General features: G+C 65.9%; 17 protein-coding genes and 1 pseudogene. 5 read left to right on the forward strand and 13 right to left on the reverse strand.

The features are described 5' to 3' along the window. The 3 genes and pseudogenes from G3N98_RS25230 to G3N98_RS25240 form a co-directional block, all read left to right on the forward strand. Nucleotides 1-696, forward strand: a pseudogene (locus tag G3N98_RS25230) (helix-turn-helix domain-containing protein); the annotation flags it as partial. Between the two features lie 31 nt (nt 697-727). Next, nucleotides 728-1,414 carry a glutamine cyclotransferase gene (locus G3N98_RS25235; protein ID WP_089425941.1) on the forward strand — a complete coding sequence of 229 codons (687 nt, stop codon included), beginning with the start codon at nt 728-730 and terminating at the stop codon, nt 1,412-1,414. Between the two features lie 136 nt (nt 1,415-1,550). Continuing rightward, nucleotides 1,551-2,534, forward strand: a complete 984-nt coding sequence (locus tag G3N98_RS25240; protein WP_206149514.1) for a DMT family transporter — start codon at nt 1,551-1,553, stop codon at nt 2,532-2,534. A 64-nt stretch (nt 2,535-2,598) separates the two neighbouring features. Here the strand turns inward: G3N98_RS25240 and G3N98_RS25245 are convergent, their stop codons facing one another. Both G3N98_RS25245 and G3N98_RS25250 read right to left on the reverse strand, forming a co-directional pair. Next, entirely contained in the window at nt 2,599-2,922 is a 324-nt protein-coding gene (locus G3N98_RS25245) for an RnfH family protein (RefSeq protein WP_175237119.1), read from the reverse strand. A 4-nt stretch (nt 2,923-2,926) separates the two neighbouring features. Further along, nucleotides 2,927-3,364: a type II toxin-antitoxin system RatA family toxin gene (locus tag G3N98_RS25250; protein WP_034188832.1), complete on the reverse strand. Its 438-nt coding sequence runs from the start codon at nt 3,362-3,364 to the stop codon at nt 2,927-2,929. A gap of 98 nt (nt 3,365-3,462) precedes the next feature. On the opposite strand from G3N98_RS25250, the gene smpB reads away from it, so the two are divergent. Continuing rightward, nucleotides 3,463-3,909: an SsrA-binding protein SmpB gene (gene smpB, locus G3N98_RS25255; protein ID WP_039342760.1), complete on the forward strand. Its 447-nt coding sequence runs from the start codon at nt 3,463-3,465 to the stop codon at nt 3,907-3,909. A gap of 243 nt (nt 3,910-4,152) precedes the next feature. Here the strand turns inward: smpB and G3N98_RS25260 are convergent, their stop codons facing one another. From G3N98_RS25260 to ppsA, 3 genes are all read right to left on the reverse strand, one after another. Further along, nucleotides 4,153-5,088 carry an SPFH domain-containing protein gene (locus G3N98_RS25260; protein WP_069248266.1) on the reverse strand — a complete coding sequence of 312 codons (936 nt, stop codon included), beginning with the start codon at nt 5,086-5,088 and terminating at the stop codon, nt 4,153-4,155. A 33-nt stretch (nt 5,089-5,121) separates the two neighbouring features. After that, the gene (locus G3N98_RS25265; RefSeq protein ID WP_046545972.1) at nt 5,122-5,556 is read right to left on the reverse strand and encodes an NfeD family protein; all 435 of its coding nucleotides are present in this window, start codon (nt 5,554-5,556) and stop codon (nt 5,122-5,124) included. Nucleotides 5,557-5,809: 253 nt separating this feature from the next. After that, nucleotides 5,810-8,209 carry a phosphoenolpyruvate synthase gene (ppsA, locus tag G3N98_RS25270; RefSeq protein WP_089425678.1) on the reverse strand — a complete coding sequence of 800 codons (2,400 nt, stop codon included), beginning with the start codon at nt 8,207-8,209 and terminating at the stop codon, nt 5,810-5,812. Between the two features lie 376 nt (nt 8,210-8,585). Between ppsA and G3N98_RS25275 the strand changes: the two genes are divergently transcribed. Further along, nucleotides 8,586-9,401, forward strand: a complete 816-nt coding sequence (locus G3N98_RS25275; RefSeq protein ID WP_011352445.1) for a pyruvate, water dikinase regulatory protein — start codon at nt 8,586-8,588, stop codon at nt 9,399-9,401. Nucleotides 9,402-9,497: 96 nt separating this feature from the next. Here G3N98_RS25275 and G3N98_RS25280 read toward each other — a convergent pair whose 3' ends face one another. The 8 genes from G3N98_RS25280 to bamA form a co-directional block, all read right to left on the reverse strand. Then, nucleotides 9,498-10,280, reverse strand: coding sequence for an RNA methyltransferase (locus G3N98_RS25280; protein WP_089473091.1), 783 nt, complete (start codon nt 10,278-10,280; stop codon nt 9,498-9,500). Continuing rightward, nucleotides 10,277-10,921 carry a ribonuclease HII gene (gene rnhB, locus G3N98_RS25285; RefSeq protein ID WP_089425680.1) on the reverse strand — a complete coding sequence of 215 codons (645 nt, stop codon included), beginning with the start codon at nt 10,919-10,921 and terminating at the stop codon, nt 10,277-10,279. Before rnhB ends, G3N98_RS25280 begins: the two co-directional genes overlap by 4 nt. After that, nucleotides 10,918-12,087, reverse strand: a complete 1,170-nt coding sequence (gene lpxB / locus G3N98_RS25290) for a lipid-A-disaccharide synthase (RefSeq protein WP_089473092.1) — start codon at nt 12,085-12,087, stop codon at nt 10,918-10,920. Before lpxB ends, rnhB begins: the two co-directional genes overlap by 4 nt. Before the next feature lie 3 nt (nt 12,088-12,090). After that, nucleotides 12,091-12,879 carry an acyl-ACP--UDP-N-acetylglucosamine O-acyltransferase gene (gene lpxA / locus G3N98_RS25295; RefSeq protein WP_089431231.1) on the reverse strand — a complete coding sequence of 263 codons (789 nt, stop codon included), beginning with the start codon at nt 12,877-12,879 and terminating at the stop codon, nt 12,091-12,093. Nucleotides 12,880-12,937: 58 nt separating this feature from the next. After that, nucleotides 12,938-13,405 (reverse strand): 3-hydroxyacyl-ACP dehydratase FabZ, encoded by a 468-nt coding sequence (gene fabZ / locus G3N98_RS25300; RefSeq protein WP_011352450.1) that lies wholly within the window; start codon nt 13,403-13,405, stop codon nt 12,938-12,940. A gap of 129 nt (nt 13,406-13,534) precedes the next feature. After that, on the reverse strand, nt 13,535-14,614 hold the full coding sequence (gene lpxD / locus G3N98_RS25305) for a UDP-3-O-(3-hydroxymyristoyl)glucosamine N-acyltransferase (protein WP_089425683.1): 1,080 nt from the start codon (nt 14,612-14,614) through the stop codon (nt 13,535-13,537). A 16-nt stretch (nt 14,615-14,630) separates the two neighbouring features. Continuing rightward, on the reverse strand, nt 14,631-15,128 hold the full coding sequence (locus tag G3N98_RS25310; RefSeq protein WP_174972625.1) for an OmpH family outer membrane protein: 498 nt from the start codon (nt 15,126-15,128) through the stop codon (nt 14,631-14,633). 64 nt (nt 15,129-15,192) lie between these two features. Next, nucleotides 15,193-17,502: an outer membrane protein assembly factor BamA gene (gene bamA / locus G3N98_RS25315; RefSeq protein ID WP_089473095.1), complete on the reverse strand. Its 2,310-nt coding sequence runs from the start codon at nt 17,500-17,502 to the stop codon at nt 15,193-15,195. Between the last annotated feature and the right edge of the window lie 48 nt (nt 17,503-17,550).

Genomic DNA, 17,550 nt, shown 5'->3' on the forward strand with positions numbered 1-17,550 from the left:
TCCCGCGACGCCGGCATCGCCGCGCTGACGGCCGAGGTCGACACCGCGGCACGCGTGCTCGACGCACCGGCCGCGCGCCTTATCACACGCGGTACATCGCGGCTCGTGCAACTCGACGAAGTCGAGACGCTATTCGCGTCGAACGCGCTCGTCGTCGATGCGTGCCGCCACACGGTGCGCGACGCGCGCACGACCGTGTCGCTTGCGCGGCGGCCCGTGCTGTTCGTGCTTGCCCGCGCGCTCGGCGAGGCCTGGCCGGACGACGTGTCGCGCAACGCGCTCGTCGCCGTCGCATTCCGCGCGAAACACGCGGACGAATCGCATCGCGCACGCCTGCGTGTCGAGATCGGCCGGCTGCGCGCGGTGCTGCGGCCGCTCGCGAACGTCGTCGCCACGCCGCGCGGCTTCGCGCTCGAACCGCTCGGCGTGCGCGAGACCGTCGTGCTGGCGCGCCCGGTCGACGATCGCCACGCGGCCGTGCTCGCGCTCCTCGCCGATGGCGAAGCGTGGTCGAGCTCCGCGCTGGCGCTGGCCCTCGGCGCGAGCCAGCGCACCGTGCAGCGCGCGCTCGACGCACTCGCCGAAGCGAACAAGGTCCAGGCGCTGGGCCGCGGCCGCGCGCGCCGCTGGATGACGCCGCCATTGCCCGGTTTCGCGACGACCTTGTTACTCCCTGCCCCGCTCCCGGGCGATTAGGATGACCTCACCGAACGACGAGGTGACGAACATGAAACGCTCCCGTGCAGACATCCTTCGCGAATACGGCCCGTTTCCGGGCGTCGACGGCGTACACGGCGTCACGTACGACGGGCAGTACGTGTGGTACGCGTCCGGCGACAAGCTGAATGCGCTCGACCCGGAACGCGGCACGACCGTCCGCTCGCTCGACGTCGCCGCGCATGCGGGCACGGCGTTCGACGGCCGCCATCTGTACCAGATCGTCGAGGACCGCATCGAGAAGATCGATCCCGAATCGGGCCGCGTGCTCGCGACGATCCCCGCTCCCGGCAAAGGCGGCGATTCCGGGCTGGCCTGGGCGGAAGGCGCGCTGTGGGTTGGCCAGTACCGCGAACGCAAGATTCATCAGGTGGACCCGCAAACGGGCGCCGTGCTGCGCACGATCGAATCGAACCGCTTCGTCACCGGCGTGACGTGGGTCGACGGCGAGCTGTGGCACGGCACCTGGGAAGCCGACCAGGCCGACCTGCGGCACATCGATCCGCGAACCGGCCAGGTGCTCGAGCAGATCGACATGCCGGCCGGCGTCGGCGTATCGGGGCTCGAATCCGACGGCCACGACCGCTTCTACTGCGGCGGCGGCAACAGCGGCACGTTGCGCGCCGTACGTCGGCCCGCGCGAGCCGGGGCGTCGGGCCACAACGCGGGCGCACCGCCCGATTCGGCTGACGAATGATCCGCAGCCTGCCGTGATCGCTCCCGGGCGCTGCACGCCTGCGCGCCGCCCTGCGCCGAGTGCAGGAATGAACAAGACGACGTGGCAGCCGCGTCGTTACGATGCGCGCTCGTCAGTCATGTGTTCGGAGCGGTCGATGCGACGCGGTGTGGTCTATGGTGTCCTGGCAGGTGCCCTGTGGGGCATGGTGTTTCTCGTTCCTCGGCTGCTGACCGACTTCTCGCCGCTGCTGCTGAGCGCCGGCCGCTACGCGATGTACGGCCTCGTGTCGCTGGCGGCCGCGCTGCCGTCCGCCCGCTCGCTGCTCGCGCGGCTGACCCGCGAGGATCTCGTCGCGCTGGTCAGGCTCGCCGTCATCGGCAACGTCGCGTACTACATGCTGCTGTCCGGCGCCGTGCACCTGATCGGCATCGCGCCCAGTTCGCTGATCGTCGGCGTGCTGCCCATCACGGTCACGCTCGCGGGCCTCGGCGACCACGGTGCCGTGCCGCTGCGGCGGCTCGCGGCCCCGCTCGCGCTGGTGATCGCGGGCATCGTCTGCATCAACGTCGACCTGTTCACCTCCGAGGCCGCGCATGCGACGACGCTCGGCCAGAAGCTCGCAGGCATCGCCTGCGCGGCCGGCGCGCTCGCGAGCTGGACCTGGTACGCGGTCGCGAACGCACGCTATCTGCAGCGCCACCATCATTTCGGCGGCAACGAGTGGTCGGTGCTGTGGGGTGTCGTGACGGGCCTGATCGGCGGGCTCGTCTGGATCGCGATCCTCGCACTGCCGGCCGGCGCCGTGCAGGCAGCCGTCCCGGCGTCGCGCTGGCAGCTGTTCTGGCTGCTGAACCTCGTGCTCGCGATCGGCGCATCGTGGCTCGGCAACGGGCTGTGGAATGCCGCGTCGAAGCGGCTGCCGCTCACGCTGTCGGGCCAGCTGATCGTGTTCGAAACCGTGTTCGCGATGCTTTACGCGTTCGTCTACGACCAGCGGATGCCGCATGCACTCGAGATCGCCGCGCTGGTGCTGCTGCTCACGGGCGTCTACGGATCGGTGCGGCAGCACGGCGACACGCCCGCCGGCGGCGATACGTCGGGAAGCGCGCCCGCAAGCGCAAACGCCGCGGCCCACTGAGCGCCACGGCATTTGGTCAGACGAAATCAGGCGAATCGGAACGAAAGGCGCGGATCGGACCGCGTCAGCGCGCGTCCTTGTGCATCCACTTGCGGCCCTCGATGGAGCCGGCGCGGCGCGACTTGTCGACGCGCCGCTGGCGCGCGAGCTTCGGATCGACGATCAACGGGCGGTAGATCTCGACGCGGTCGTGGTCGGCGAGCGGTGCGTCGAGCGGCGCAAGCTTGCCGTACACGCCCGTCTTCGCGTTCGCGAGATCGATTTCCGGGTGCAGCGCGAGCACGCCGCTCGCCTCGATCGCCGAACGAACGGTCGCCCCTTCGGGCAGCGACAGCGGAATCAGCGTCTGGCGATCCGGCAACGCGTAGCAGACTTCGATCGACAGCATCGCGTCACCCCTTCCCGTAGCGCTGGTCGGCGCGCTTCACGAACGAATCGACGAACGTGTTCGCGATATGGCTGAACACGGGCCCGATGATCTTCTCGAGCAGGATGCTCGAGAACTCGTAGTGCAGCGCGAATTCGATCTTGCAGGCATCGGCACGCAGTGCCGTGAAGCGCCACGAGCCCGTGAACTTCTTGAACGGGCCGTCCGTGAACTCCATGTCGATCCGCGTCGGGCGCTGCTGCGTGTTGCGCGTCGCGAAATGCTGCTTGATGCCCTTGAAGTTGATGTCGATGCGCGCTTCCATCCCGCTCTCGTCCTGACGGCGAATCTCGACGCCGCCGCACCAGGGCAGGAAATTGGGGTAGTCGGCCACGTCGGTGACGAGGTCGAACATCTGTTCCGCCGAGTGACGGATCAATACGGTTTTCTGGACATCTGCCATAAATCGCGCGGCATCGCTTAAGGTGAGAACGCAAGCCGGGCGATTCCCGCCCCGCTTTGCTAAAATCGTGATTTTAAACGAGTTGGCCCGATCCTTTCATGAGCATCATCGACAACAGGAAAGCGCACTTCGATTATCACATCGAGGAACGCTACGAGGCGGGGCTCGTGCTCGAGGGCTGGGAAGTCAAGGCGCTGCGCGCCGGGCGCGGCCAGATCCGGGAAGGTTACGTCGTGATCAAGCACGCCGAGATCTTCCTGATCGGTACCCATATCAGCCCGCTGCCCGAGGCTTCGACCCACATCACGCCCGACCCGGTTCGCACGCGCAAGCTGCTGCTGCACCGCGAGGAAATCAAGAAACTGATCGGCAAGGTCGAGCAGCGCGGCTACACGCTCGTGCCGCTGAACTTCCACTACAAGGGCGGTCGCGTGAAGTGCGACATCGCGCTCGCGAAAGGCAAGAAGCTGCACGACAAGCGCGAAACCGAGAAGAAGCGCGACTGGGAACGCGAAAAGGCCCGCATCATGCGCGCCGGCACCTGACCTGCGCGACAACACGCATCACACACGACACGGCCCGCTCGAAGCGGGCCGTGTTGCTTTGGTGTCAGGTGAATCGGGCGCGGCGGTTACACGGGCGATACTCGGCACGCCACGCCGCCGGTTTCGGCCGAACAAAGGCACCGACGACGGCACCGCACGGGCATCATCCGCCTCCGGCTGCGCGACGATTCGCCGCACGCCGATCACACGCGGCGGCCGCCGGCGCTCCGCGCCAATCCAGACTCAGGCCTTCCCGCCCGACGCGGCCCCCGCGCTCTTGACGATCGTCAGCGCCGACGAGATCGCCGTGCCGAGATCCGACAGGTTCGACGGCACGATCAGCGTGTTGCCCTGCTTCGCGAGATTCGAGAACGCGCTGACATACTGCTCGGCCACCTTCAGGTTCACCGCGTCCATCCCGCCCTGCGATTGCATCGCGTTCGCGATCTTCTGGATCGCCTGCGCGTTCGCCTCGGCCACCGCCAGAATCGCGGCGGCTTCACCCTGCGCCTGGTTGATCGCAGCCTGCCGCTCGCCTTCGGATTTCTGGATCGCCGCTTCGCGCGCGCCCGACGCGAGGTTGATCTGCTCCTGCTTGCGGCCTTCGGATGCGGCGATCAGCGCACGCTTTTCACGCTCCGCGGTGATCTGCGCCTGCATCGCGTGCAGGATTTCCTTCGGCGGCGTCAAATCCTTGATCTCGTAGCGCAGGACCTTCACCCCCCAGTTCGCCGCGGCCTGATCGAGCGCCGACACGATGTTGTGGTTGATGAAGTCGCGCTCCTCGAACGTCTTGTCGAGTTCGAGCTTGCCGACCACCGAGCGCAACGTCGTTTGCGCGAGCTGCGTGATCGCGAGCACGAAGTTGCTCGACCCGTACGACGCCTTCATCGGATCGGTCACCTGGAAATACAGCACGCCGTCGACCTGCAGCTGCGTGTTGTCGCGCGTGATACAGACCTGGCTCGGCACGTCGAGCGGGATTTCCTTCAGCACGTGCCGGTATGCGATGCGATCGACGAACGGCAGCACGATGTTCAGGCCGGGCGACAGCGTCGCGTGATAACGCCCGAAGCGTTCGAGCACCCATGCATGCTGCTGCGGCACGATCTTCACCGTCTTCGACACGATCACGATCGCGATGACGAGCAGGACAACCCAGATGATCAGCGAATCCATGAAGTATTCCCTCCTTGTTGTATCGGCGGACGATCAGCCCGCGGGTTTCGCCACGACCACGAGACAATTGCCGCGCACGGCACTCACCTGGTACACGTGCGCATCGTCGCGCTCGCCGTTCTCGAGCTCGACGTCCCAGTCGGCGCCGCGATACTGCACGCGCGCGCGACCGTCACGCCACGCGTCGACCGTGACGGTCGCGCCGATATCGAGATTGACGTCGGGATTGGTCGACGTGTCGCGCTTCTGCTTGCGGCCGAGCCCCGAACGCCGCAGCACGACCATCGCGACGATTGCGACCACCGCCGCCGCACCGAACTGCACATGCGGCGCGAAACCGGCCAGCTGCAACAGCCCGCCCGCGAGAAAGCCGAGCGCGATCATCAGCAGGTAGAACGTGCCCGTCAGCAACTCGGCCACGACCAGCACGCCCACCGCGACCCACCAGAACAGATGCCCCGACATCATTGTGGTCTCCAGAAAAACATCCCCCGCGCTCACTCGCGTTGCAAGAAACCAGAATACGCGTTGAAGCGCGACTCGGGTTCAACATGCTCGCCGCCCACGAGGAGACGGCCAGTGCGCACGGGCCGGCCCGGTACGTACCCACAAACAAAAACACCCCGGTGCCTACCGGGGTGTTTATAGCATGAACCTTGCATTTCGCCTTCAAGGGAAGCACGGTGCCACCGCGCTTCCGTCAAGGATGCGTTACCGACCGTTACTTCCGGTTGGCGAGCGCCTGCCACGTATCGATGATCGTGTCGGGGTTCAGCGAGATCGACACGATGCCTTCGTCCGTCAGCCATTGCGCGAAGTCCGGGTGATCGGACGGGCCCTGGCCGCAGATGCCGACGTACTTGCCCATCTTGCGGCAGGTATCGATCGCGCGCTTCAGCAGGAACTTGACGGCCGGGTCGCGTTCGTCGAAGTCGACAGCCAGCAGTTCCATGCCCGAGTCGCGGTCGAGGCCGAGCGTGAGCTGCGTGAGGTCGTTCGAGCCGATCGAGAAACCGTCGAAGAACTGCAGGAAGTCTTCGGCGAGGATCGCGTTGGTCGGGACTTCGCACATCATCACGAGGCGCAGGCCGTTTTCGCCACGCTTCAGGCCGAACTTCTCGAGCAGGCCGACGACGCGCTCCGCCTGCTTCACGGTACGCACGAACGGCACCATGATCTCGACGTTGGTCAGGCCCATCTCGTCGCGCACGCGCTTCAGTGCACGGCACTCCATCTCGAACGCCTGCGCGAAGTCTTCGGCGATGTAACGCGACGCGCCGCGGAAGCCCAGCATCGGGTTTTCCTCGTCCGGCTCGTAACGCGAACCGCCGATCAGCTTCTTGTACTCGTTCGACTTGAAGTCGGACAGACGCACGATCACGGGCTTCGGATAGAACGCCGCCGCGATCGTCGCGACCCCTTCCGTCAGCTTGTCGACGTAGAACTGACGCGGCGATGCGTGACCGCGCGCGACGCTCTCGACGGCCTTCTTCAGGTCCTGGTCGATGTTCGGGTACTCGAGGATCGCCTTCGGGTGAACGCCGATGTTGTTGTTGATGATGAACTCGAGACGCGCGAGACCCACGCCGCCGTTCGGCAGTTGCGAGAAGTCGAACGCGAGCTGCGGGTTGCCGACGTTCATCATGATCTTGACCGGGATTTCCGGCAGTTCGCCGCGCTGCACTTCCGTGACTTCCGTCTCGAGCAGGCCGTCGTAGATCTTGCCTTCGTCGCCTTCCGCGCACGACACGGTGACGAGCGCGCCGTCCTTCAGGATGTCGGTCGCGTCGCCGCAGCCGACGACTGCCGGCACGCCGAGTTCACGCGCAATGATCGCCGCGTGGCAGGTCCGGCCGCCACGGTTCGTGACGATTGCGGCTGCACGCTTCATCACCGGCTCCCAGTTCGGGTCGGTCATGTCGGCCACCAGCACGTCGCCCGGCTGCACGCGCTCCATTTCCGACGGATCCTGGATCACGCGCACGGGGCCCGCGCCGATCTTCTGGCCGATCGCACGGCCCGTCGCCAGCACCTGCGACTGGCCCTTCAGCTTGAAGCGCTGCTCGGCCTTGCCGGTTGCCTGGCTCTTCACCGTTTCCGGACGTGCCTGCAGGATGAAGATCTTGCCGTCGCGGCCGTCCTTGCCCCACTCGATGTCCATCGGACGCTGGTAGTGCTTCTCGATGATGACCGCGTACTTCGCCAGCTCGATCACGTCTTCGTCGGTGATCGAGTAGCGGTTGCGCTGCTCGTGCGGCACGTCGACCGTCTTCACGCGGCCCGGCTCGCCCGGCTGCGTGAATTCCATCTTGATCAGCTTCGAGCCGATCGAGCGGCGGATGATCGGGTACTTGTCCTGTGCGAGCGTCGTCTTGAACACATAGAACTCGTCCGGGTTCACTGCGCCCTGCACGACGGTTTCGCCCAGGCCGTAGCTCGACGTGATGAACACGGCGTCCTTGAAGCCCGATTCGGTGTCGATCGTGAACATCACGCCGGCTGCGCCGACGTCCGAGCGGACCATGCGCTGCACGCCGGCCGACAGCGCGACTTCCGCGTGCGTGAAGCCCTTGTGCACGCGATACGAGATCGCGCGGTCGTTGTACAGCGACGCGAACACGTGCTTCATGCGGTCGAGCACGTCCTCGATGCCGACGACGTTCAGGTACGACTCCTGCTGGCCGGCGAACGATGCGTCGGGCAGGTCTTCCGCGGTAGCGGACGAACGCACGGCGAACGACAGCTCGCCCGGCGAGCTGTTCTTCAGGGTTTCGAACTGCTCACGGATTTCCTGCTCGAGACGTGCCTGCAGCGGCGCATCGACGATCCACTTGCGGATTTCGGCGCCGGCTTCGGCGAGCGCCTTCACGTCGTCGATGTCGAGCGACTCGAGACGCTTGGCGATGCGGTCGGTAAGGTCGTTGTGCTTGAGGAAATCGCGGAACGCGAGCGCGGTCGTGGCGAAACCGGTGGGTACGCGAACGCCTGCTTCGGAAAGCTGGCTGATCATTTCGCCCAGCGACGCATTCTTGCCGCCGACGATCTCCACATCGGTCATCCGCAACTGCTCGAACGGAATTACATACGCCTGGTCCTTTGCGACGTTTGCTGCGTTAGTCATACAAGCCCCTAAGTGTGAAAAAAATGCTCGATTGCGCAAGTGGGCTTGGACGCGGGCGCTTGCAAAAAGGCGCGGCGCGTCTTGCGCAACCTGTTGGAGAAACAATCGCAGCGGCGGATAATCTTCCGACCCGATTTGCAAAAATCCCGGCAGAAGGGCGATATTTGCAGACAAATCGCCAAACTTGCCGGGAATTTTGGAATCGAGCGGCGAAGCCTGGGGCGCCGTTCGCGCCCCGCCCCCGCAATTGCTTATCCAACAGGTTGCCGCTATTCTACCGTGCCGGCTGCCGGATGTGGCGCGACCTTGTCACTGCGTCTGGAGGCGAACCTCCAGCCGCCCGCGCAACCGCCCTTCACGTTCGACGCCCAGATTCATGCTGCCTACCGTATTCATCGTCTCCGACGGCACCGGGATCACTGCCGAAACCTTCGCGCATTCGATCCTCTCCCAGTTCGACCAGAAATTCCGTCTCGTGCGCGTGCCGTTCGTCGACTCGCTCGACAAGGCCTATGCGACCGTCGAGAAGATCAACGAGGCCGCCGTGCACGACGGCCGCCGCGCGATCGTGTTCACGACGCTCGTCGACAGCGAGTCGAACGACATCGTCAAGCGCTCGAACGCACTCGTGCTCGACATGTTCCAGCGCTTCGTCGAACCGCTCGAGCAGGAACTGGAGCTCAAGTCGAGCCACGCGATGGGCCGCGGCCACCAGAACGCGGATACCGAGGAATACAAGACCCGGATCGAGGCGATCAACTTCTCGCTCGCGCACGACGACGGCCAGTCGAACCGCAACCTGTCGGAAGCCGACGTGATCCTCGTCGGCGTGTCGCGCAGCGGCAAGACGCCGACGAGCCTGTATCTCGCGATGCAGTACGGCGTGAAGGCGGCCAACTATCCGCTGATTCCGGAAGATTTCGAGCGCGGCAAGCTGCCGTCGGCGCTCGCCGCGTACAGCGAGAAGCTGTTCGGGCTGTCGATCGACCCGCAGCGCCTGTCCGAGATCCGCAACGAACGCCGGCCGGGCAGCAAATACGCGGCGCCCGAGAACTGCCGCTACGAGATCAACGAAGCCGAAGCGATGATGCGCCGCGAGGGGATCAAGTGGCTGTCGTCGACGCACAAGTCGATCGAGGAAATCGCGACGACGATCCTGCAGGAAATCCGTCTCGACCGGCAGTCGTACTAAGCCGGAGCGCTGGCGGCCGCCTGGTCGCCACTGGAAACGAAAAGGCCGCGTCGAACGCGGCCTTTTTCTTGGTGCGGAACGAGCGCGCGTGTGGCGTCACGCACGCCGCTGCTGGCGCACCTGCTCGAACAGGCAGACCGCAGCCGCGGCCGCGACGTTCAGCGACTCCATCCCGCCCGGTTGCGGGATCGTCACGCGATGCGTGGCCGCGTCGCGCCAGAACGCCGACACGCCCGCACCCTCGTTGCCGAACACCCAGGCAACCGGCCCCGACAGGTCGCAGTCATAGACCGCCTGCGCGCCGTGCGAGTCGGTCAGCGCGACCGGCACAGCGAGGCGCTCGGCGAGCGCGCCGGCGTCGACGTCCTCGTGGATCGACAGCAGGAAATGCGCGCCCATGCCCGAGCGCAGCACCTTCGACGACCATGCGTATGCAGTGCCCGGCGCACAGAACACGTGACGCACACCTGCGGCCGCTGCGCTGCGCAGGATCGAGCCGACGTTGCCGGCGTCCTGCACGCCGTCGAGCACGACCGACGACTGCGTCACGCGCGCCGGCAGCGGCTGCGCCGGCCGGTCGACGAGCAGCAGGAAGCCGACGCCGTTGACGACGTTCGACAACTGCCCGAACAGCGCGTCGGGCAGCGTGACGATCCGCTGCGCATCGATGCGCGCGACGATCGCCTGCGCTTCGGCATGGCCGAGTGCGCCTTCGGTCGTGACGCACAGCTCGGGCGTCGCGCCCGTGTCGAGGTACGCGCTCGCGAGATGGAATCCTTCGAGCAGTGCCTGGCCGCCGCGGCGTTGATGGGACGTCGAACCCGCGAGCGCCTTCAGGCGCTTGTACAGCGGGTTGTCGCGGGAAGTAATGCTTTTCATCGAATCAGGTCGAGTGCCGCACGGACCGGCGCGAACGAGCGCCGATGGGCTTCGCACGGGCCGTGCTCGCGCAGTGCGGCAAGGTGTTTCACGGTGCCGTAGCCCGCATGCACGTTGAAGCCGTACACGGGGAAGCGTTCGTGCAGGTCGACGAGCATGCGGTCACGGGTGACCTTCGCGAGGATCGACGCGGCCGAGATGCTCGGCACGAGCGCGTCGCCGCTGACGATCGCCTCGGCGCGCACGGTCAACGTCGGGCAGCGGTTGCCGTCGATCTGCGCGAGCGTCGGCAGCACCGACAGCCCTTCGACCGCCCGCTTCATCGCGAGCATCGTCGCATGCAGGATGTTCAGCGTGTCGATCTCGTCGACACTCGCCGACGCGACGCAATACGACAGCGAGCGCGCGACGATCAGCTCGTACAGCGCGTCGCGCTTCTTCGCGGACAACGCCTTCGAATCGTCGAGCCCGTCGATCGGCTGCGCCGGATCGAGGATCACCGCGGCGGCCACCACCGGCCCCGCGAGCGGGCCGCGGCCCGCTTCGTCGACGCCGCAGACGATCTCGTCGGGACGGCTGAAATCGAAACCGCCCTGCACGTCGCTCGACGCGCGGCGGCGTGGTGCACGTACTGCGGTCATGCGCGCCCCTTGCGTTGTTCGAGCACGCGCACGACCGCTTCGGCCGCCTTCACGGCCGTGTTCTGCCGCAGCGAAAGATGCATTTCGGTAAAGACTTCGGTCAGCGTGCGGCGGTTCGCATCGTCGCGCAGCTGCGTGAGCGTCGCATCGGCGAGCGCCTCGGGCGTCGCGAAATGCTGCAGCAGCTCGGGCACGACGAAACGCCCCGCCAGGATGTTCGGCAAGCCGACATACGGCAGGTAACCCTGCCGGCGCATGATCTGCCCGGTCAGCCAGGGCACCTTGTACGAGATCACCATCGGCTTCTTCAGCAGCGCGGCTTCCAGCGTGACCGTCCCGCTCTTCACGAGGATCGCGTCGGCAGCCGTCATCGCGACCTGCGAGCGGCCGTCGGTGATCGTCAGCGCGAGCTGCGGATGCGCGTCGACGAGCGGCTGCAGCAGCGCACGCAGCGCGGGCGTCGCCGCCGGCATCACGAACCGCACGCCGGGCTCGCGCTGCTGCATCAGCGCCATCGCCGCGAAGAACGTCGGGCCGATCAGTGCGATTTCCGAGCGCCGGCTGCCCGGCAACACGGCGATCACCGGGCCGTCGGCCGGCAGTCCGAGCGCGATGCGCGCGCCGTGCGTGTCGGGTTCGAGCGGAATCTCGTCGGCGAGCGGATGGCCGACATAGGTCGAGGCCACGCCTGCCTTGTCGAGAATCGCCGGTTCGAACGGGAACAGGCACAGCATGTGATCGACGGACTTCGCGATCTTCTTGATCCGGCCGCCGCGCCATGCCCAGATCGACGGGCACACGAAGTGGATCGACGGGATGCCCGCGTCGCGCGCCGCCTGTTCGACGTTGAAGTTGAAATCGGGCGCATCGACGCCGATGAACGCGTCCGGCCGCTCGGCGAGCAACTGGCGCTTGAGCTCGCCGCGAATCCGCAGGATCTCGGGAATCTGGCCCAGCGCCTCGACATAGCCGCGCACGGTCAGCTTGTCCATCTGCCAGTGCGAGTCGAAGCCCTGCGCGATCATTCGCGGCCCGCCGATCCCGTAGTACTGGGCCGATTCGGGCAGCCGCTCGCGCAGCCCGCCGAGCAGCGACGCGCCGAGCAGGTCGCCCGACGGTTCGCCGGCCACCATCGCGAGCCGGAGCTGAGAGGTCGGAAGCGGCATCGCTTAGCGGATGATGCCGCGTTGCGACGCGTCGATGAACTCGACGAGCGCCTTCACGGGTGCGTCGCCCTCACCGCCCGCCGCCGCCAGCTCGCGCAGCTGCACTTTCGCTTCCTCGAGCGACAGGCCGTTCTTGTACAGCAGGCGGTACGCGCTGCGCAGCGCGGAGATCGCGTCGGGCGAGAAACCGCGCCGGCGCAGCCCTTCGACGTTGATCCCGTGCGGCTCGGCCTTGTTGCCGGCCGCGATCACGAACGGCGGAATGTCCTGCACGAGCGCCGACGCGCCGCCCAGCATCGAGTGCGCGCCGATGCGCACGAACTGGTGGACGCCCGACATCCCGCCGATGATCGCCCAGTCGCCGATCTCGACGTGGCCGGCCATCTGTGCGTTGCTCGACAGGATCACGTGGTTGCCGACGGTGCAGTCATGACCGATGTGCACATAGGCCATGATCCAGTTGTCGTCACCGAGCGTCGTCACGCCGACGTCCTGCACGGTGCCCGTGTGGATCGTCGTGAATTCGCGGATCGTGTTGCGGCTGCCGATCACGAGCTTCGTCGGCTCGTCCTTGTACTTCATGTCCTGCGGACGACCACCGACCGACGCGTAATGGCCGATGCGGTTGTCCTCGCCGAGCGTCGTATGGCCTTCGATCACGCTGTGCGAGCCGATCGTCGTACGCGCGCCGATCGTGACGTGCGGACCGACGATCGCGTACGGGCCGATCTCGACCGATTCGTCGATCTGCGCGCCCGGTTCGACAATCGCGGTGGGATGAATCCTGGTCATGCGCCGTTGCCTCTCGATGTGATGTGTCGCGTTGCGTTGCCTGTCCGTGCCGCGTCGCTCAGGGCGCCACGTCGGTCGTCTTGACCGTGCACATCAGTTCGGCTTCCGCCGCCACCTTGCCGTCCACTTCCGCCACCGCCTTGAACTTCCAGATGCCGCGGATGTAGCGTTCGAACGTCACGTTCAGAATCAGTTGGTCGCCCGGCTCGACCGGACGCTTGAAGCGCGCGCCGTCGATCCCGACGAAGTAGTACAGCGTGTTCTCCGGATCCTTCGGCTGCTCTTCCGAGAAGGTCAGCAGCGCCGCGGCCTGCGCGAGCGCTTCGAGGATCAGCACGCCCGGCATCACCGGCCGCTTCGGGAAATGCCCCTGGAAGTACGGCTCGTTGATCGACACGTTCTTCAGCGCTTTGATGCCCTTGTGCGGTTCGAGTTCGAGCACGCGATCGACGAGCAGAATCGGGTAGCGATGCGGCAGCAGCGTGAGGATCTTGTGGATGTCGAGATTGATTTTTTCAGTGCTCATGATGGTTCGTCTCACGCAGAGGCTGCGCGGTGGTGATGCAAAGGCTGAAGCGGGCCGGCGTGCGGCCCAGTCTGGCAAACCGGGCCGGTTGCGCTGGCCGTGCCCGGTTCGAGGTCTCGCATGATGCGCTCAGGCGTCCGTGCCGCCCTGGGCGGCGAGCGCGGCTTCGAGCGCCTTGATGCGCTCGCGCAGCTTGTCGAGGTTGCGCACGAGCGCGGCGCTCTTGTTCCATTCGCCGTGGTCGACGGCCGGGAACGCGCTGGTATAGATGCCGGCCTTCGGCAGCGACTTCGATACGCCCGACTTCGCGGTGATGATGACATAGTCGCCGAGCGTCACGTGGCCGGCGATCCCGGCCGCGCCGCCGATCATGCAGTGGCGGCCGATCGTCGTGCTGCCCGCGATCCCGGCGCTGCCGGCGATCACCGTGTACGCGCCGATCCGGCAGTTGTGGCCGATCTGCACCTGGTTGTCGATCTTCACGCATTCCTCGATGACGGTATCCGCCATCGCGCCGCGATCGATCGTCGTGTTCGCGCCGATCTCGACGTCCGGGCCGATCGTGACACCGCCGACCTGCGGGATCTTGACCCAGCTACCGGTGCGCGCATCGCCGTCGCCGACGAAATCCGGCGCGAAGCCGAAGCCGTCGGAGCCGATCACGGCGCCCGCATGGATGATCGCGCGCGGGCCGACCTTGCAGCCGTGGTACACCGACGCGTTCGGATACAGGTGCGAGCCCGCGCCGATCGTCGTGCCGCGGCCGATGAAGACGTTCGCGTCGAGCTGCACGCCGTCCTCGATCACCGCACCGGCCTCGACCGTCACGTGCGGGCCGATCACCGCGCTCGCGGCGACCTGCGCGGCCGGATCGATCGTCGCGCTCGGATGCACGCCGGCGGCGCGCTGCGGCGTGGCGAGATCGATGAACATCTGCGCGACGCGCGCGAAGTACGCGTACGGATTCGGCGTCACGATGAAGTTGCGACCGCTTGCGGCCGCGCCCAGCTTTTCCAGATCCTTCGGCGCGATCAGCACCGCGCCGGCGCGGGTCGACTCGACCTGCGACAGGTACTTCGGATTCGCGAGGAACGCGAGTTGCTGCGGGCCTGCCTGGTCGAGCGGTGCGAGCCCGCCCACCTTGCACTGTGCGTCGCCGGCGATCTCGCCGCCGAACCGCTTTACGAGTTCCTCAAGCGTCAATGCCATTCGTCGTCTGCTCCGTTCAGTTCGTCGAGCCGGACGCGAGCGCCTTGAGCACCTTGTCGGTGATGTCGATGCGCGGGCTGACGTACACGGCTTCCTGCACGATCAGGTCGTAATTCTGCTGCTCGGCGATCTGCTTGATGACCTTGTTCGCCCGCTCGAGCACGGCCGCCAGCTCCTCGTTGCGGCGCTGGTTCAGGTCTTCGCGGAACTCGCGCTGCTTGCGCTGGAAGTCGGTATCGAGCTGGGCGAGATCGCGCTGCTTCTGCGCGCGGTCGCCCGCCGACAGCGACGCGCCGTTCTTGTCCAGCGAATCGGACATCGACTTCAGGCGCGCCGCCAGATCCTGCAGATCCTTGTCGCGCTTCGCGAACTCGGCTTCGAGCTTCGTCTGCGCCGCCTTCGCGGGCACCGACTCGCGCAGGATCCGATCCGAATTGACCGCCGCGATGCGGGCGACGTCCTGTGCGTGCACCGTTGCCGCGCCCAAGGCCAGCGCAACGGTCAGCGCGCACATCACTCGTTTCGAAAACTTACCGGTTAGCAAAATTACCCTCTCGTTGCTGTTGTCATGCGTTCGGTCAGAACGCCGTCCCGATCTGGAACTGGAATTTCTGGTACTGGTCGCCTTCGTGCTTCTGCAGCGGGAAGCCGAGGCTCAGCTTCAGCGGGCCGATCGGCGAGATCCACGCGAGACCCACACCGTAGCCGTAACGCAGGCCGTTGGCGCCCGTACTCGTGCCGCCCGGCGCGTTGCCCCACACGTTACCGCCGTCGAGGAACGTGAACACGCGCAGCGTGCGGTCGTAGCCCGTGCCCGGCAGCGGGAACGTCAGCTCGATGTTGCCGACGACCATCTTCGAACCGCCGATCGGGTCGTTCGTCTTCGTGTCGCGCGGGCCCAGCGAGCTCGGCTCGTAGCCACGCACGGAGCCGATACCGCCCGCGTAGTAGTTCTTGAAGATCGGGTACGGGTTGCCGATACCGTTACCGTAGCCGCCCTGCAGGTTCAGGCCCAGGATGAAGCCGCGCGAGAACGAATAGTAGTACTGGGCCTGCAGGTCGGCCTTGTAGTACTGGATCTTGCCGACCGGCACACCGTACTCCATGTTCGCCTGCGTGAAGTAGCCGCGGCTCGGAATCAGCGCGCTGTCACGCGCGTCGCGCGACCACGCGACCGTCAGCGGCACCGTGTTCGACACGCGGCCGAACTGGTTCACGTAATCCTGGTAGCTCTGCGGCGTGTTCGAATCGACGTCGAGGCGGTTCTGCTCGAAGCCCGCGCCGAAGTAGACGGTGTCGACTTCCGAGAACGGGATGCCGAACTTCAGGTTGCCGCCCGCGCTGATGATCCGGAAGCTCGAGCTCGTCGAATAGTAGAGCGGCTGGTACGTGCGGTAGTAGACGTCCGTGATCCGCTTGATGCCGTCGACCGTGAAGTACGGGTCGACCTGCGTGACGGTCAGCGTACGGTAGCTCTTCGCGGTGTTGACGTTCACCGACAGGCTGGTACCCGAACCGAACACGTTGTCCTGCGACACGCCCGCCGACAGCACGACCTTGTCCGTCGACGAGAAGCCCGCGCCCAGCGTGATCGCGCCGGTCGGCTTTTCGTCGACCTTCACGTTCACGTCGACCTGGTCGTTCGTGCCTTCGACCGGCAGCGTCGTCACGTCGACGTTGGTGAAGTAGCCGAGACGGTTCACGCGATCCTTCGACAGCGCGAGGCGGTTCGAATCGAACCACGAGCTTTCGAGCTGGCGCATTTCGCGGCGCACCACTTCGTCGCGCGTGCGCGTGTTGCCGACGACGTTGATGCGGCGCACGTACACGCGGCGGCTCGGATCGACGACGAGGTTCAGGTTCACCTTGTGGTTCGCCTGGTCGATGTCCGGCTGCGCGTTGACGGTCGCGAATGCGTAGCCGTACTCGCCGAGCTTGTCGACGATCGACTTGGTGGTCTGTTGCAGCTTTTCGGCCGAGAAGCGATCGCCCGGCTTGATCTTGATCAGCTTGTTGAGTTCGGCTTCGCGATCGAGCAGGTTGCCCGACAGCTTGATGCCCGACACCGTGTACGGCTCGCCTTCGTGCAGCGTGACCGTCAGGTACATGTCCTTCTTGTCGGGCGAGATCGACACCTGGGTCGAATCGATGTTGAACTCGAGATAGCCGCGGTTCAGATAGTACGAGCGCACCGCCTCGAGGTCGCCGGTGAGCTTTTCCTTCGAGTACAGGTCGTTCTTCGTGTACCAGGAGAACCAGTTCGGCGTCGACAGCTGCATTTCGTCGCGCAGCGTGCTGGTGCTGAATGCCTTGTTGCCGATGAAGTTGATCTGGCGGATCTTCGCGCTCGGGCCTTCGGCCACCGCGAACAGGATCGACACGCGGTTCGCGTCGACCGGCGTGACCGTCGTCTTGACCTCGGCCGCGTAGAAGCCGCGCGTGAGGTACTGGCGCTTGAGTTCCTGCTCCGCCTTGTCGACCAGCGCCTTGTCGTAGTAGCGGCCGTCGGCGAGGCCGACTGCGCGCAGCGCCTTCGTCAGGTTGTCCTTGTCGAATTCCTTCGTGCCGGTGAAGTCGATCGACGCGATGGCCGGACGCTCCTGCACCTGCACGATCACGACGTTGCCCTGCGTGGCGATGCGTACGTCGTTGAAGAAGCCCGTCGCGTACAGCGCGCGGATTGCTTCGGATGCCTTGTCGTCCGTGAAGGTATCGCCCTGCTTGATCGGCAGGTAGGCGAACACCGAACCCGCTTCGACGCGCTGCAGCCCCTCGATCTTGATGTCTTGCACCACGAACGGTGCCGCTGCATGGGCCGCGAGGCCGTGCGCGGCGAGCGCGGCCGCTGCAACTGTCTTAGGTACAAAGCGATGAGGTTTGAACAACATGCATCCCCAATATTTAGCTGCATCAAATCAGGCGGCTGCCCAGCGGCG

Origin of the sequence: Burkholderia sp. Tr-20390 (assembly GCF_017104595.1) — a bacterium.
GTDB lineage: Bacteria > Pseudomonadota > Gammaproteobacteria > Burkholderiales > Burkholderiaceae > Burkholderia.

What these genes read in the sequence shown, in the direction of transcription:
- G3N98_RS25235 (WP_089425941.1), top strand. Translation starts at nt 728, where the DNA reads ATGAAACGCTCCCGTGCAGACATCCTTCGCGAATACGGCCCGTTTCCG.
- G3N98_RS25240 (WP_206149514.1), top strand. Translation starts at nt 1,551, where the DNA reads ATGCGACGCGGTGTGGTCTATGGTGTCCTGGCAGGTGCCCTGTGGGGC.
- G3N98_RS25245 (WP_175237119.1), bottom strand. Translation starts at nt 2,922, where the DNA reads ATGCTGTCGATCGAAGTCTGCTACGCGTTGCCGGATCGCCAGACGCTG.
- G3N98_RS25250 (WP_034188832.1), bottom strand. Translation starts at nt 3,364, where the DNA reads ATGGCAGATGTCCAGAAAACCGTATTGATCCGTCACTCGGCGGAACAG.
- smpB (WP_039342760.1), top strand. Translation starts at nt 3,463, where the DNA reads ATGAGCATCATCGACAACAGGAAAGCGCACTTCGATTATCACATCGAG.
- G3N98_RS25260 (WP_069248266.1), bottom strand. Translation starts at nt 5,088, where the DNA reads ATGGATTCGCTGATCATCTGGGTTGTCCTGCTCGTCATCGCGATCGTG.
- G3N98_RS25265 (WP_046545972.1), bottom strand. Translation starts at nt 5,556, where the DNA reads ATGATGTCGGGGCATCTGTTCTGGTGGGTCGCGGTGGGCGTGCTGGTC.
- ppsA (WP_089425678.1), bottom strand. Translation starts at nt 8,209, where the DNA reads ATGACTAACGCAGCAAACGTCGCAAAGGACCAGGCGTATGTAATTCCG.
- G3N98_RS25275 (WP_011352445.1), top strand. Translation starts at nt 8,586, where the DNA reads ATGCTGCCTACCGTATTCATCGTCTCCGACGGCACCGGGATCACTGCC.
- G3N98_RS25280 (WP_089473091.1), bottom strand. Translation starts at nt 10,280, where the DNA reads ATGAAAAGCATTACTTCCCGCGACAACCCGCTGTACAAGCGCCTGAAG.
- rnhB (WP_089425680.1), bottom strand. Translation starts at nt 10,921, where the DNA reads ATGACCGCAGTACGTGCACCACGCCGCCGCGCGTCGAGCGACGTGCAG.
- lpxB (WP_089473092.1), bottom strand. Translation starts at nt 12,087, where the DNA reads ATGCCGCTTCCGACCTCTCAGCTCCGGCTCGCGATGGTGGCCGGCGAA.
- lpxA (WP_089431231.1), bottom strand. Translation starts at nt 12,879, where the DNA reads ATGACCAGGATTCATCCCACCGCGATTGTCGAACCGGGCGCGCAGATC.
- fabZ (WP_011352450.1), bottom strand. Translation starts at nt 13,405, where the DNA reads ATGAGCACTGAAAAAATCAATCTCGACATCCACAAGATCCTCACGCTG.
- lpxD (WP_089425683.1), bottom strand. Translation starts at nt 14,614, where the DNA reads ATGGCATTGACGCTTGAGGAACTCGTAAAGCGGTTCGGCGGCGAGATC.
- G3N98_RS25310 (WP_174972625.1), bottom strand. Translation starts at nt 15,128, where the DNA reads ATGTGCGCGCTGACCGTTGCGCTGGCCTTGGGCGCGGCAACGGTGCAC.
- bamA (WP_089473095.1), bottom strand. Translation starts at nt 17,502, where the DNA reads ATGTTGTTCAAACCTCATCGCTTTGTACCTAAGACAGTTGCAGCGGCC.